Origin of the sequence: Cupriavidus basilensis OR16 (assembly GCF_000243095.1) — a bacterium.
In the GTDB taxonomy this organism is placed as follows: domain Bacteria; phylum Pseudomonadota; class Gammaproteobacteria; order Burkholderiales; family Burkholderiaceae; genus Cupriavidus; species Cupriavidus basilensis_D.
In genome coordinates, this window is record NZ_AHJE01000060.1 from 17,007 (window position 1) to 30,037 (window position 13,031).

Annotated in this window: 12 protein-coding genes and 2 pseudogenes; 10 read left to right on the forward strand and 4 right to left on the reverse strand. The window is 64.9% G+C overall.

What is annotated here, in order from left to right:
* The first annotated feature begins 41 nt into the window (after positions 1-41).
* The 10 genes and pseudogenes from OR16_RS22115 (at position 42) to iscX (ending at position 8,211) form a co-directional block, all read left to right on the forward strand.
* A complete protein-coding gene (locus tag OR16_RS22115; RefSeq protein ID WP_006160175.1) occupies positions 42-2,135 on the forward strand; it encodes a site-specific recombinase in 2,094 nt (697 codons plus the stop codon).
* An 80-nt stretch (positions 2,136-2,215) separates the two neighbouring features.
* A complete protein-coding gene (gene iscR, locus OR16_RS22120) occupies positions 2,216-2,770 on the forward strand; it encodes a Fe-S cluster assembly transcriptional regulator IscR (RefSeq protein WP_006160176.1) in 555 nt (184 codons plus the stop codon).
* A 62-nt stretch (positions 2,771-2,832) separates the two neighbouring features.
* Positions 2,833-3,922, forward strand: a pseudogene (locus tag OR16_RS22125) (IscS subfamily cysteine desulfurase).
* A 55-nt stretch (positions 3,923-3,977) separates the two neighbouring features.
* The gene (gene iscU, locus OR16_RS22130; RefSeq protein WP_006160178.1) at positions 3,978-4,379 is read left to right on the forward strand and encodes a Fe-S cluster assembly scaffold IscU; all 402 of its coding nucleotides are present in this window, start codon (positions 3,978-3,980) and stop codon (positions 4,377-4,379) included.
* Between the two features lie 31 nt (positions 4,380-4,410).
* On the forward strand, positions 4,411-4,731 hold the full coding sequence (iscA, locus tag OR16_RS22135) for an iron-sulfur cluster assembly protein IscA (protein WP_006160179.1): 321 nt from the start codon (positions 4,411-4,413) through the stop codon (positions 4,729-4,731).
* Positions 4,732-4,759: 28 nt separating this feature from the next.
* Positions 4,760-4,993, forward strand: coding sequence for a DUF3565 domain-containing protein (locus OR16_RS22140; protein ID WP_006160180.1), 234 nt, complete (start codon positions 4,760-4,762; stop codon positions 4,991-4,993).
* Positions 4,994-5,073: 80 nt separating this feature from the next.
* Positions 5,074-5,592, forward strand: a complete 519-nt coding sequence (gene hscB / locus OR16_RS22145; protein WP_006160181.1) for a Fe-S protein assembly co-chaperone HscB — start codon at positions 5,074-5,076, stop codon at positions 5,590-5,592.
* Positions 5,593-5,718: 126 nt separating this feature from the next.
* A pseudogene (hscA, locus tag OR16_RS22150) lies at positions 5,719-7,585 on the forward strand (Fe-S protein assembly chaperone HscA).
* 42 nt (positions 7,586-7,627) lie between these two features.
* Complete coding sequence (fdx, locus tag OR16_RS22155) at positions 7,628-7,966, forward strand: ISC system 2Fe-2S type ferredoxin (RefSeq protein ID WP_006160182.1); 339 nt, start codon at positions 7,628-7,630, stop codon at positions 7,964-7,966.
* 50 nt (positions 7,967-8,016) lie between these two features.
* Positions 8,017-8,211: a Fe-S cluster assembly protein IscX gene (gene iscX, locus OR16_RS22160; RefSeq protein WP_006160183.1), complete on the forward strand. Its 195-nt coding sequence runs from the start codon at positions 8,017-8,019 to the stop codon at positions 8,209-8,211.
* A gap of 61 nt (positions 8,212-8,272) precedes the next feature.
* Here iscX and OR16_RS22165 read toward each other — a convergent pair whose 3' ends face one another.
* The 4 genes from OR16_RS22165 to prfB form a co-directional block, all read right to left on the reverse strand.
* Positions 8,273-9,040 (reverse strand): glycine zipper 2TM domain-containing protein, encoded by a 768-nt coding sequence (locus OR16_RS22165; protein ID WP_006160184.1) that lies wholly within the window; start codon positions 9,038-9,040, stop codon positions 8,273-8,275.
* Between the two features lie 270 nt (positions 9,041-9,310).
* Positions 9,311-10,849: a lysine--tRNA ligase gene (gene lysS, locus OR16_RS22170; RefSeq protein WP_006160185.1), complete on the reverse strand. Its 1,539-nt coding sequence runs from the start codon at positions 10,847-10,849 to the stop codon at positions 9,311-9,313.
* Positions 10,850-10,889: 40 nt separating this feature from the next.
* Entirely contained in the window at positions 10,890-11,660 is a 771-nt protein-coding gene (locus tag OR16_RS22175; RefSeq protein WP_006160186.1) for an SDR family oxidoreductase, read from the reverse strand.
* Positions 11,661-11,759: 99 nt separating this feature from the next.
* Positions 11,760-12,864, reverse strand: a protein-coding gene (gene prfB / locus OR16_RS22180) for a peptide chain release factor 2 (protein ID WP_141639900.1) whose coding sequence is annotated in 2 segments (ribosomal slippage) — positions 11,760-12,782 and positions 12,784-12,864 — 1,104 coding nt in all. Because the reading frame shifts where the segments join, the coding sequence is not laid out codon by codon here.
* Positions 12,865-13,031: the final 167 nt, after the last annotated feature.

A 13,031-nucleotide genomic window follows, 5' to 3' on the forward strand; every position in this document is an offset into this window, starting at 1 on the left:
CTGCCGGCCTAGCGGCCTTTCCATTATTTTCACGAGGATTCATGTTTCGTTCCCTGTTCCGCAAATGGCGCGAGTCGCGCAATGCCAGCCTGCAACTCGACGCAATCCTGGCTGCCGCGGACCCGGAGGCGCCGCTGGCGGACCGTAACAGCTGGCTGATCGAGCTGGGCTACTGGATCCGGCGCGACGGGCTGCCGGGAGCCGAAGGCGTGGCCGCCGACAAACAAAGCCGCCGGGAGCACGTGCGGCTGCGCTACCTGTTGCAGGTGCTCGGCCGCAATCCGGAAGTGGCAGGGCGCTTTGCCAGCATGGCGCGCTCCATCGTGCGCGACAACGATCCGGTCACCTTGCTGTGCGACACGGGCGTGGCCTCCCACCCGGGCTTCTGGAGCGAGGTGCTGGACCGCCTGCAAGCGCGGTTCCTGCCGCCGCCACCCAACCGCGGCGATATGGCGGGCCTGTTCGCGCTGCTGTTCATCGATAGCAACGATGCCGACTGGGTCGAGGCGCTCGATGGCGACCTGCTGGATCGACTCGCCGCCGTGCTGCGCTCCGACGACCCGCAAGCGCCGGCTGAAGCTGCCGCGCTGCCCGAATGGGATCGTTTCGACCGCACCCTGGCCACCAGCATCCAAGTGCTGGTCAGCCAGGTGCGTGCCACCGGGCTGAGCCAGGCAATTCGCTCGCGCCTCAAGGGCAAGGTGCAGGAAACGCCATTCTTCCGGCTGGACAGCGCTGTCCAGGCCTTGTGTGAAGAGGAGGAGCCGGCGCGTGGTGGCGAGGCCTTCACGCACCGGCTCAACTATTTCCGCGCCTTGCTCGATGGCTGCCACCAGGCGGCCCAGCGCGTGTATGACGATCTGGAGGAGAACGGCGTCTCCGTGGAAGTGGTGTTCCAGATCGAGCGCATGAAAGTGCGGCTCGCCCGCATCGAACTGTTGCTGGCGACCTGGGTCGAGCCGCAGCGGCGCAGCCGGCATGCCCACCTGATCGCGGCGCTGATCCGCTCCACCCAGGCGCGCCGCAGTATTGCGCACCTGGCGGGCACTTCGTTCTCGCAACTGGCGCGCAAGGTCGTGGAGCGTTCGGCCGAGACCGGCGAGCACTACATCACGCGTGATCGCCGCGAGTATCGCGAGCTGATGTGGGGCGCCGCCGGCGGCGGCCTGATCACCGTCGGCACGGTCTATCTCAAGTTCCTGATCTACGGGCTGCACCTGGACAAGTTCGTCGAGGGCCTGCTGGCTTCGCTCAACTATGCGGGAAGCTTCCTGGTGATCCACTTCGCGCATTTCACGCTGGCCACCAAGCAGCCGGCCATGACCGGCCCGGCGCTGGCACACCGGCTTGATGCGGTCGGCAGGCCGGAGGGCCGGGAAATCTTCGTCGACGACACCATCGCGATGATCCGCTCGAACGCCGCGGCGATCTTCGGCAACCTGGCCGTGGTGTTCCCGGTGGCGATGGGCATCCAGTGGCTCGCCAACCGGATCCTGGGCGCCAACCTGATCACCCCCGCCAAGGCGATTGCCACCATCGAGTCGTTTTCCATCCTTGGCGCGACACCGGTCTATGCGATTTTCACCGGCGTGCTGTTGTGGCTGTCGAGCCTGGTGGCGGGCTGGGCCGACAACTGGTTCGCGCTGCATAAGGTGCACGACGTGATGGCGTACAACCGCCGCCTGCGCTATGTGCTTGGCGCGCAGGGAGCCACGAGGATGGCGGACTTCTGCAAACGCAACATGTCAGGAATCGCGGCCAATGTGTCGCTGGGGCTGCTGCTCGGGCTGGGGCCGGAAATCATCAGCTTCTTCGGTCCCCATATGGAAGTGCGGCACGTCACCTTGTCGACCGGATCGGTGGGCGCTGCGATTGGTGTGCTCGGCCCGGTGGTGCTGAAGATGCCTTCGTTCTGGCTGGCGGTGGCGGGCATTGCCCTGATGGGCCTGCTGAACGTCGCGGTGAGCTTTGCGCTGGCCTTCAATATGGCGTTGCGCTCACGCAGCCTGCGCCGCGTGGATCGCCGCGCGCTGAGCGCGGCCGTGCGGCAGCGCATCCTGAAGCATCCCTGGTCGCTGATCGTGCCGCCACGCGCGCCCGTGAGCGCGGCGTCGGCGGAGCAAGGGCGGGTTTGATGCGATGCAGTAGGGGTACTTGACTGAATTAGTCGACTTCTTTTATACTTGACCAAAATGATCAAGTACTCCCCAGCATCATGAGACTGACGACCAAAGGCCGCTTCGCGGTAACCGCCATGATCGACCTGGCCATGCGCCAGGATCAGGGCCCCGTTACGCTAGCGGGCATCAGCCAGCGCCAGAAAATATCCCTCTCTTACCTCGAGCAACTGTTCGGTAAGCTGCGCCGCCACGAGATCGTGGAAAGCGTGCGCGGCCCGGGCGGCGGCTACAGCCTTGCCCGCAAGGCGGAAGACGTGACGGTGGCCGACATCATCATCGCCGTCGACGAGCCACTCGACGCAACCCAGTGCGGCGGAAAGGGCAATTGTAACGGAGATGAGGGAACCGGGCGCTGCATGACCCACGAGCTGTGGGCCACGCTGAACCAGAAAATGGTCGAGTATCTGGATTCCGTCTCCCTCAAGAACCTGGTCGACCAGCAGCGCGCGAAGTGTCCCGCGGTGTTGCACGACATGCGCGAAGAACCGGCGGCGCAAACCGTGGCGGTCACGCGCGGCAAGGCGGACAAACAGGAAAAACCCGCGCGTCCGCGGGTGGTGAATTCGGTGTTCAGCCTGGCTCAGTCGTAAGACGGGCAGCCGGCAAGAGAACAGAGAGCAACGTCAAGCATAGCGGTCCCTAAAAGGCAGTCATAACGATGAGCACCCCACATTTCCCCATCTACATGGATTACTCAGCCACCACGCCGGTAGACCCCCGCGTGGCGGACAAGATGATTCCGTATTTGCGTGAACAGTTCGGCAATCCGGCTTCGCGCAGCCACGCCTACGGCTGGGATGCCGAGCGCGCGGTGGAAGAAGCGCGCGAGCAGGTGGCGGCACTGGTGGGCGCCGATCCGCGTGAAATCGTGTGGACGTCGGGCGCAACCGAGTCCAACAACCTCGCCATCAAGGGCGCGGCCAATTTCTATTCGGGCAAGGGCAAGCACCTGATCACGGTGAAGACCGAGCACAAGGCCGTGCTCGACACCACCCGCGAGCTGGAGCGCCAGGGCTTCGAGGTGACCTATCTCGACGTGCAGGACAACGGCCTGGTCGACATCGAAGTGCTCAAGGCGGCGATCCGCCCTGACACGATCCTGGTGTCGGTGATGCTGGTCAACAACGAGATCGGCGTGATCCAGGACGTGGCGCAGATCGGCGAAATCTGCCGCGCCAAGGGCATCATCTTCCATTGCGATGCGGCCCAGGCCACCGGCAAGGTAGCGATCGACCTGAACACGCTGAAGTGCGACCTGATGTCGTTCTCGGCACACAAGACCTATGGCCCCAAGGGCGTGGGCGCGCTGTACGTACGCCGCAAGCCGCGCGTGCGCCTGGAAGCGCAGATGCACGGCGGCGGTCACGAGCGCGGCATGCGTTCGGGCACGCTGGCCACGCACCAGATCGTGGGCATGGGCGAAGCCTTCCGCATCGCCCGTGAAGAAATGGCAACGGAAAATGAGCGTATCCGCATGCTGCGCGACCGCCTGTGGCGCGGCCTGTCGGGCATGGAAGAGGTCTACCTGAATGGCGACCTGGAACAACGCGTGCCCCATAACCTCAATGTCAGCTTCAACTTCGTCGAAGGCGAATCGCTGATCATGGCGATCAAGGACGTGGCGGTGTCGTCGGGTTCGGCCTGCACTTCGGCGTATCGCCAAGCTGCGCGATTTGTCACCGCTCTGGGAAATGTTCAAGGACGGTGTGGACCTGAATTCCATCCAGTGGGCTGCGCACTAAGCGCCAAGGCCCACGCTAGACCCCATAAATACGGATACGCCAAGAGGTAGCCAAAATGTCATACAGCACGAAGGTTCTCGACCACTATGAAAACCCCCGCAACGTTGGCTCGTTCGACAAGAACGACGACGCAGTGGGTACCGGCATGGTCGGCGCGCCCGCTTGCGGCGACGTCATGAAGCTGCAGATCAAGGTCAACGAAGCTGGCGTGATCGAAGATGCCAAGTTCAAGACCTATGGCTGCGGCTCGGCCATCGCGTCCTCCTCGCTCGTGACCGAATGGGTCAAGGGCAAGACCGTGGATCAGGCACTGGAAATCAAGAACACGCACATCGCCGAAGAACTGGCACTGCCGCCGGTGAAGATCCACTGCTCCATCCTGGCCGAAGATGCCATCAAGGCAGCGGTCGAGGACTACAAGAAGAAGCACGAAGGCGCCGAGCAGAAGGCCGCCTGAGTTCCGAGGTCAATCAAGGGATGATGCAGCGATGATCACGCTTACCGAGAAAGCCGCCAAGCACGTGGCGCGCTACCTGGACCGCCGTGGCAAGGGCGTTGGCCTGCGCCTTGGCGTCAAGACGACCGGCTGCTCGGGCCTGGCCTACAAGCTGGAGTATGTCGACGAGCTGTTGCCGGAGGACAGCGTATTCGAGACGCACGGCATCAAGGTGATCGTCGATCCCAAGAGCTTGCCGTATATCGATGGCACCGAGCTTGATTTCGCGCGCGAAGGCCTGAACGAGGGGTTCCGCTTCAACAACCCCAACGTCAAGGATGAGTGCGGTTGCGGAGAGTCGTTCCGGGTTTGAGCGTGCTGGCATCGGCGCGGCGGATACGATGAAACGCAGCATTGTCGGCTTTCATCAGGACGAGCAAAGCTACTGGGTAGCCGAACTCGATTGCGGTCATGGCCAGCACATGCGCCATGACCCGCCGTGGCAGATGCGTCCGTGGACGCTAACGCCGCAGGGGCGCTCGGCCCGGATCGGCGAACTGGTGAACTGCCTGAAATGCGATCGGGCGGAGCCGCCGGCGGATTGGGCGGGCAGCGGCGCACGGCGCGTTGCCTGACCGCGCGGTCAGCGTGCCGCTTTCACGCTGAAGGAAGTTCAAGGGGGCGGCGCAGCCGCTCCTTTTTGTTGGGGAAGGTGTTGAAAGACGATTATTTCGCGCTGTTCGGCCTGCCGGTCGGATATGCAGTCGACGAGACGGCGCTGGACGCCGCCTACCTGACCGTGCAATCGCAGGCGCACCCGGACCGCTTTGCCAATGCCGGGGACGCCGAGCGGCGCGTGGCCATGCAATGGGCCGCGCATGCCAACGAGGCATACCGCACGCTGCGCCAGCCGCTCAAGCGGGCGATCTACCTGCTGACACTGCGCGGCGTGGACATCCAGGCCGAGAGCAATACCGCCATGGCGCCCGCCTTCCTGATGCAGCAGATGGAGTGGCGCGAGGCCTTGCAGGAAGCGGTTGAAGAGAAAGATGTTGCGCGCCTCGACGCGCTGTTGCGTGCGTTGCGAGGCGAGAAGCGCGAGCGCCACGCGGCGCTCGGCGCGCTGCTCGATGCCGGCGATAACGCGGGCGCCGGCAGCGCGGCCAGGCAATTGATGTTCATCGAGAAAATCGAACACGATACCAGCGAGGCGATCGACCGCCTGGAAGGCTAGGGTCCCCGAGGGACGCCAGCGCCTTCCGGGCACGTTCGCCACAGCCATGCCACAATGGCGCCCCGGCGCAAAGTCGGCCTGTGCAACGGGCCGGTTTTGCCACCGCACGAATAAAGAAGATTCATCATGGCACTGCTCCAGATCTCCGAACCCGGCATGTCGCCGGCACCTCACCAGAAGCGGCTCGCGGTCGGCATCGACCTCGGCACCACCAACTCGCTGGTGGCGGCGGTTCGCAACAGTATTCCCGAAGTCCTGACCGACGAAAGCGGCCGCGCGTTGCTGCCGTCGGTCGTGCGCTACCAGCCCAAGGGTACGCAGATCGGCTACCGCGCGCAGGACGAAGCGGTGCACGACCCCAAGAACACCATCGTCTCGGTCAAGCGCTTCATGGGCCGCGGCCTGCGCGACGTCGCGCATATCGAGCACAGCCCCTACGATTTCGTCGACGCGCCCGGCATGGTGCAGATCAAGACCGTGGCCGGCGTGAAGAGCCCGGTGGAAGTTTCGGCGGAAATTCTGGCCACGCTGCGCCAGCGAGCCGAAGACTCACTCGGCGACGAGCTCGTCGGCGCGGTGATCACCGTGCCCGCCTATTTCGACGACGCCCAGCGCCAGGCCACCAAGGACGCCGCCCAGCTCGCGGGCCTGGAAGTGCTGCGCTTGCTCAACGAGCCGACCGCGGCGGCCATCGCCTACGGCCTGGACAACGCCTCCGAAGGCAGGCATCTACGCCGTGTACGACCTCGGCGGTGGTACTTTCGACATCTCCATCCTCAAGCTTAGCCGCGGTGTGTTCGAAGTGCTGGCCACCGGCGGCGATTCCGCTCTCGGTGGCGACGATTTCGACCAGCGCCTGATGTGCTGGACCGTCGAGCAGGCCAGCCTGCAGCCCCTTTCGGCCGAGGACATGCGCCTGCTGATGGTGCGCTCCCGTGCGGCCAAGGAAGCGTTGTCGGCGGCCGATTCGACCGTGATCGACGCCGTGCTCAACAGCGGCGAGATCGTGCACCTGACGCTGCCGGCTACGACCTTTGTCGAGCTGACCGCGCCGCTGGTGCAAAAAACCCTGTCGCCGGTGCGCAAGGCGCTGCGCGATGCCGGCGTGGGTGCCGACGAGGTCAAGGGCGTGGTGCTGGTAGGCGGCGCGACCCGCATGCCTTCGATCCGCAAGGCGGTGGGCGATTTCTTCGGCCAGCCGCCGCTGACCAACCTCGACCCGGATAAGGTCGTGGCGCTGGGCGCCGCCATGCAGGCCAACCTGCTGGCCGGCAACGGCGTCCCAGGCGAGGACTGGCTGCTGCTGGACGTGATCCCGCTGTCGCTGGGCGTGGAAACCATGGGCGGCCTGGTCGAGAAGATCATCCCGCGCAACAGCACCATCCCGGTCGCGCGCGCCCAGGAATTCACCACGTTCAAGGACGGCCAGACGGCCATCGCCGTCCACGTGCTGCAAGGCGAGCGCGAGTTGGCGAGCGACTGCCGCTCGCTGGCGCGTTTCGAGCTGCGCGGCATCCCGCCGATGGTGGCCGGCGCCGCACGTATTCGCGTGACGTACCAGGTAGATGCGGACGGGCTGCTGTCGGTCTTCGCGCGCGAGACGCAATCCGGCGTGGAGGCGACCATCACCGTCAAGCCGTCCTACGGGCTCGCCGACGACGAGATCGCCCGCATGCTGCAGGACAGCTTCCGCGAAGCCGAGCACGACATGAAGAGCCGTGCGCTGGCGGAGGAACGCGTGGACGCCGCGCGCCTCATCGAAGCCACGCGCCGCGCGCTAGAACTCGATGGCGACCTGCTCTCGGCCGAGGAGCACGCCGACGTGGAGCGCCTGATCACGGCCGCGAGCGACATTGCCGCAGGCGAAGATCACCACGCCATCAAGACGGCGGTGCAAGCGCTGTCCCACGGCACCGACGAATTCGCTGCCCGCCGGATGGACCGCTCGATCAAGAGCGCGCTGGCTGGCCGCAAGGTGGAGGACCTGGGCTGATCCCCGAGGACTCTCGCACCGTATCTAAATCCAGGACATTTCATGCCACAGATCATCGTATTGCCCCACGTCGAACTCTGTCCCGAGGGCGCCGTGTTCGAAGCCAAGACCGGAACCAGCGTCTGCGATGCCTTGCTCAGCAATGGCATCGAGATCGAGCATGCCTGCGAGAAGTCGTGCGCCTGCACCACCTGCCACGTGGTGGTGCGCGAGGGCTTCAATTCGCTGGAAGAGGCCGAAGAGAAAGAGGAAGACCTGCTGGACAAGGCCTGGGGCCTGGAGCCCAACTCGCGGCTCTCCTGCCAGGCCCTGGTGGCCGACAGCGACCTCACCGTGCAGATTCCCAAGTACACGATCAACCATGCCAAGGAAGAGCATTGAGCGCGCGCGCTCACTGACTTGCTGACCAGAGCTGACCGGAGAGAATTCCCATGAAGTGGACCGACACCTACGACATCGCCGCCGCCTTGTACGACAAGTACCCGGACGTGGATCCCACCACCATCCGCTTCACCGACCTGCACCGCTGGGTCATGGAGCTGGACGGCTTTGCCGATGTGGCCGATCGCTCAGGCGAGAAGATCCTGGAAGCGATTCAATCTGCCTGGATTGAAGAGGCGGAGTAAGGAGCAGAAGAAAAAAAGCCGCGTTTCGCGGCTTTTTTTCATGCTGTTGAGCGATGCCCGCTCAGCCAGCGACCAGTTGGCCATCCTGCATGTGCACACGTTCCCCGATCTGCACGCCCGGGTCGGCTTGATACGTGAAGGTGCGGTGGCTGCCGTTGTCCATCTGCACGCGGACCTGGTAGCTGGTGTCCTTGCGCACGGTTTTCTCGATCTGGTTGCCGGCAAAGCCGCCGCCCACGGCACCGGCCACGGTGCCCAGGATGCGGCCATTGCCCTTGCCGATCTGGTTGCCGAGCAGGCCGCCGATAACCGCGCCGCCGACGGCGCCCAGGCCGCTGGCCGGCTTGGGCGCTTCGATCGGGGTGATGGCTACGACGCGGCCGGCGTTCGCGCTGCCTTGCGCTGGCTGGCGTTCGGCGTAGGCGCCGTTGTCATTGCGGCTGGCCCCAGGGCCATAGCCTGCATCGCGGCTGGCGCTGCTGCGCTCCTGGGCGCGGCGCGCAGCGGGTGCTGGCGCCGGTGCCGGTGCGGCCGGGGCGACGGGCGCCTGCGCCAGATTCGCGGCCTCGGGCGGCCGCGTGGTGCTGCCCGGCGCCACCGGCTGCGCGGTCTCGGCGCTGTTGGCGGCGGCCGGCGCGGTCAGGGACTGGGGCGTATCCTGCATGGCCTTGCTGGTGGGCAGCACGCCAGTCATGGCGGCAACCGCAGTCAGGCTGGCGATCACGATGGCTACCGCGGCGGCGCCGACCAGCGGATGCAGGCGGCGCTGGGCGGGCAGGGAAGCGGGCAAGGCGGGCTCGTTGGATTGGTGCAAGGTCGGATTCGACATATTATTTTCCTCGCAAAACGCTGCCGGTCAGCGGTACTGGTGGCTAGCGATTCGATGGCCTTAGTTTGGCCCAATCCAGGCCCATTTTCCGTTTGATTTTGTAAGTTTCTGTAGATTGAAATCTGCTTTTAAATCATGGGGTTGAGTGAAAAAATGCGTGGCCTCCGCGTGCCATGTTTGTAACAATGGCGCGGCCATAAGCAAAAAGCCCCACCAACGCTGGCGGGGCTTTTTGTCGTGCGGGCAGCCTGGCGAGGCTGCCGCGGTGTGTCAGTCCTCGCGGCGCAGATGCGGGAACAGGATCACGTCGCGGATATTGGGGCTGTCGGTCAGCAGCATCACCAGGCGGTCGATACCGATGCCGCAGCCGCCCGTCGGGGGCATGCCATATTCCAGCGCGCGGATGTAGTCGGCGTCGAAGTACATCGCTTCCTCGTCGCCCGCGTCCTTCTGGTCGACCTGCTTGCGGAAGCGCTCGGCCTGGTCTTCAGCGTCGTTCAGCTCGGAGAAGCCATTGGCGATCTCGCGGCCGGTGATGAACAGCTCGAAGCGCTCGGTGATGCCCGGCTGGGTATCCGAGGCGCGCGCCAGCGGCGAGACTTCCACCGGATAGTCGATGATGAAGGTCGGCTCCCACAGTTGGCTCTCGGCGGTTTCCTCGAACAACACCAGTTGCAGCGTGCCCAGGCCCGCGTTGAGGAATTGCGGGGCGCCGGTGTTGATGCCGAACTTCTTCAGCTCGGCGCGCAGGAATTCCGTGTCGGCCAGTTGCGCGTCGGTATATTGCGGTGCGAACTTCTGGATCGCTTGCGTGATGGTGAGGCGATGGAACGGCTTGGACAGGTCCAGCTCGCGGTCCTGGTACGTCAGCACGGCGCTGCCGCGCGCATCGATCGCGGCCTGGCGGATCAGGTCCTCGGTGAAGTCCATCAGCCAGCGGTAGTCCGTGTAGGCCGCGTAGAACTCCATCATGGTGAACTCGGGGTTGTGGCGCGGGCTCACCCCCTCGTTGCGGAAGTTGCGGTTGATCTCGAACACGCGCTCGAAACCGCCCACCACCAGGCGCTTCAGGTACAGCTCGGGCGCGATGCGCAGGAACATCTGCATGTCCAGCGCGTTGTGGTGGGTGATGAACGGCTTGGCCGTGGCGCCGCCCGGGATCGGGTGCAGCATCGGCGTTTCGACTTCCATGAAGTCGTTGTTGGCCATGTGGCGGCGCAGCGAGCTGATCGCATTGGTGCGGGCGCGGAAGGTGGCGCGCGTTTCCGGCGACACGATCAGGTCCACATAGCGCTGGCGGTATTTCTGCTCCTGGTCGGCCAAGCCGTAGTAGTCGCCGGGCAGCGGGCGCAGGCTCTTGGACAGCAGGCGCAGCTCGCTCACCGCCACCGACAGCTCGCCGGTCTTGGTCTTCATCAGCGTGCCGCGGGCGGCCACGATATCGCCCAGGTCCCACTTCTTGAAGGCGGCGTACACGTCCTCACCGATCGCGTCGCGGCTGATGTAGAACTGGATGCGGCCCGAGCCGTCCTGCACGGTGGCGAAGCTGGCCTTGCCCATCACGCGCTTGAGCATCATGCGCCCGGCAATGGCGACTTCCACCGGGGTGGCTTCGAGCACGGCCTGCTCGGTTTCGCTGTGCTGCGTATGCAGCGCGGCGGCCTGGTGGGTCGGGCGGAAGTCGTTGGGGAAGGCCGGGCCTTGCTGACGCAGGGCCTGGAGCTTCTCGCGCCGTTCCGCGATGATCTTGTTTTCGTCGGCTGCGGCCGGGACGTTGGTCTCGGCGGGCGCGCGGTTGGATTCGGTCATGATGTCTTGGTGAGTCGCCCGGGCCAGGCCCGCGCGAGGTTCAGGTATTGCGGATGTCGTCGAGCTCGGTGCTGCCGAAGTCAGGCCGCTGCAGGTACGCGGCAATGCGCTGCGCGGTGTCGTCGGCCGAGGCCAGCTGGTCGTTGTCCTTGAGGTCGCGGAAGCGCTGCACCTGCGCAAAGTCGGCGCTGCGGATGGTGGCCTGCATGCCGGTATCGACCACGCCCGGTGCCAGCGCCACGGCGTGCACGGCGCGTTCCGCCGGTGCCTGCGCGTATTCGGCGTTGATGGAGCGCACGAACATGTCCAGGCCCGCCTTGCCGGCGCAATACGCGCTCCAGCCTTCGACCGGGCGGCGCGCCGCGCCGGACGAGATCGCCAGGATCTTGCGCGGGCAGCCAAAGCGCTCGGTGTGCGTGAGGAACGCCGCAGTCATGGTCATCGGCGTGGCCAGGTTGGTCAGCAGATGCTGCACCAGCGCCGGTTCACGCAGGTTGGCGATGGGGCCGATCGGATCGATCATGCCCGCGTTCAGGATCAGCGTGACGCTGGCAAGCGCTTCCTCGACGACATCGAGTACGCTGCCGAGCCAGGTTGCCGACGGGCCGGCTTGGGAGAGGTCTTGCAAGTGCCAGGCTACCTTGACGCCGCTGGCGGACGCCGCCCGTTCCAGCTCGGGATTGCGGCTGCGGGACACGCACACCAGGCGGTTGCCCGGTTTGAGCAATGCCTGCGTCAGCGAGGCACCGAGCCCGCGCGAGGTGCCCGTGATGATGATCAGATGCGTTGCTGCGGTCGATGCTGCGGTCATGGTCAAGATTGTCCCGGCAGGTGATTTGTCGCACCTGCCGCCGCGCCGCGCTGTTCCCATTCGGGAGGGCGCGCCGCGGCGGCGTGGCGCCGCTGCGTGTTACAGCCCTTGCTTCAGGCTGGCTACGATGAAGGGATCCAGGTCGCCATCCAGCACCTTTTGCGTGTTGGACATTTCCACGTTGGTGCGCAGATCCTTGATGCGGCTCTGGTCCAGCACGTACGAGCGGATCTGGTGGCCCCAGCCCACATCGGTCTTGGACGACTCCAGCTTGTCGGCTTCGGCCTGGCGCTTGCGCATTTCGTGCTCGTACAGGCGCGACTTCAGCATCGACATGGCTTCGGCACGGTTCCGGTGCTGCGAGCGGTCGTTCTGGCACTGCACCACAATGCCGGTCGGGGCGTGCGTGATCCGCACGGCCGAATCGGTCTTGTTGATGTGCTGGCCGCCCGCGCCGGAGGCACGGTAGGTATCCACGCGCAGGTCCGCCGGATTGACGTCGACCTCGAACGATTCGTCGACCTCGGGGTAGACATAGACCGACGAGAATGACGTGTGGCGGCCGCCCGACGAATCGAACGGCGACTTGCGCACCAGGCGGTGCACGCCGGTTTCCGTGCGCAGGTAGCCGAATGCGTATTCGCCCTCGACCTTGATCGTGGCGCTCTTGATGCCCGCCACGTCGCCTTCCGACTCTTCCAGCACTTCGGCCTTGAAGCCCTTGCGCTCGCAATACTTCAGGTACTGGCGCAACAGCATCGACGCCCAGTCGCAGGCTTCGGTGCCACCAGCGCCGGCCTGGATGTCGATAAAGGCGTTGGCCTGGTCCATTTCGCCGGAGAACATGCGGCGGAATTCCATGTCCGCGACGATGGCCTCGAAGCCGGCAACGTCGGTCTCGATGGCTTCCAGCGTGTCGTCGTCGCCTTCTTCGCGCGCGAGCTCGAACAGCTCGTCGGCGCCGCTAAGGTCGTCCGTGAGCTTGCCGAGCACGCCGACCACGCCCTCCAGCATTTTCTTTTCCTTGCCGAGATCCTGGGCCCGCTTGGGGTTGTTCCAGACCTCGGGATCCTCGAGTTCGCCGTTGACTTCGTCGAGTCTTCCTACCTTGACATCGTAGTCAAAGATACCCCCGTAGATCTTCCGTTCGCGAACGGAGATCAGAGATGGCACCGGAGATGGCGTTGAGGCGTTCTGCTTCCATGATGTTCCTGCGCTTTCAAAACCCTGAATTATAGCGGATCGGGGGCTTTTGCCCCGGCTTGGATCGCGTCTGTTGCGTGATTTCGAACGGTTTGCCTTCCGGAGGGTCTACAGTTGCGGGTGCGCCATGGCACGCGCCACCGGCCCAGGGCCGGTCAAGGCCGGCCT

What these genes read in the sequence shown, in the direction of transcription:
- OR16_RS22115 (WP_006160175.1), top strand. Translation starts at nt 42, where the DNA reads ATGTTTCGTTCCCTGTTCCGCAAATGGCGCGAGTCGCGCAATGCCAGC.
- iscR (WP_006160176.1), top strand. Translation starts at nt 2,216, where the DNA reads ATGAGACTGACGACCAAAGGCCGCTTCGCGGTAACCGCCATGATCGAC.
- iscU (WP_006160178.1), top strand. Translation starts at nt 3,978, where the DNA reads ATGTCATACAGCACGAAGGTTCTCGACCACTATGAAAACCCCCGCAAC.
- iscA (WP_006160179.1), top strand. Translation starts at nt 4,411, where the DNA reads ATGATCACGCTTACCGAGAAAGCCGCCAAGCACGTGGCGCGCTACCTG.
- OR16_RS22140 (WP_006160180.1), top strand. Translation starts at nt 4,760, where the DNA reads ATGAAACGCAGCATTGTCGGCTTTCATCAGGACGAGCAAAGCTACTGG.
- fdx (WP_006160182.1), top strand. Translation starts at nt 7,628, where the DNA reads ATGCCACAGATCATCGTATTGCCCCACGTCGAACTCTGTCCCGAGGGC.
- iscX (WP_006160183.1), top strand. Translation starts at nt 8,017, where the DNA reads ATGAAGTGGACCGACACCTACGACATCGCCGCCGCCTTGTACGACAAG.
- OR16_RS22165 (WP_006160184.1), bottom strand. Translation starts at nt 9,040, where the DNA reads ATGTCGAATCCGACCTTGCACCAATCCAACGAGCCCGCCTTGCCCGCT.
- lysS (WP_006160185.1), bottom strand. Translation starts at nt 10,849, where the DNA reads ATGACCGAATCCAACCGCGCGCCCGCCGAGACCAACGTCCCGGCCGCA.
- OR16_RS22175 (WP_006160186.1), bottom strand. Translation starts at nt 11,660, where the DNA reads ATGACCGCAGCATCGACCGCAGCAACGCATCTGATCATCATCACGGGC.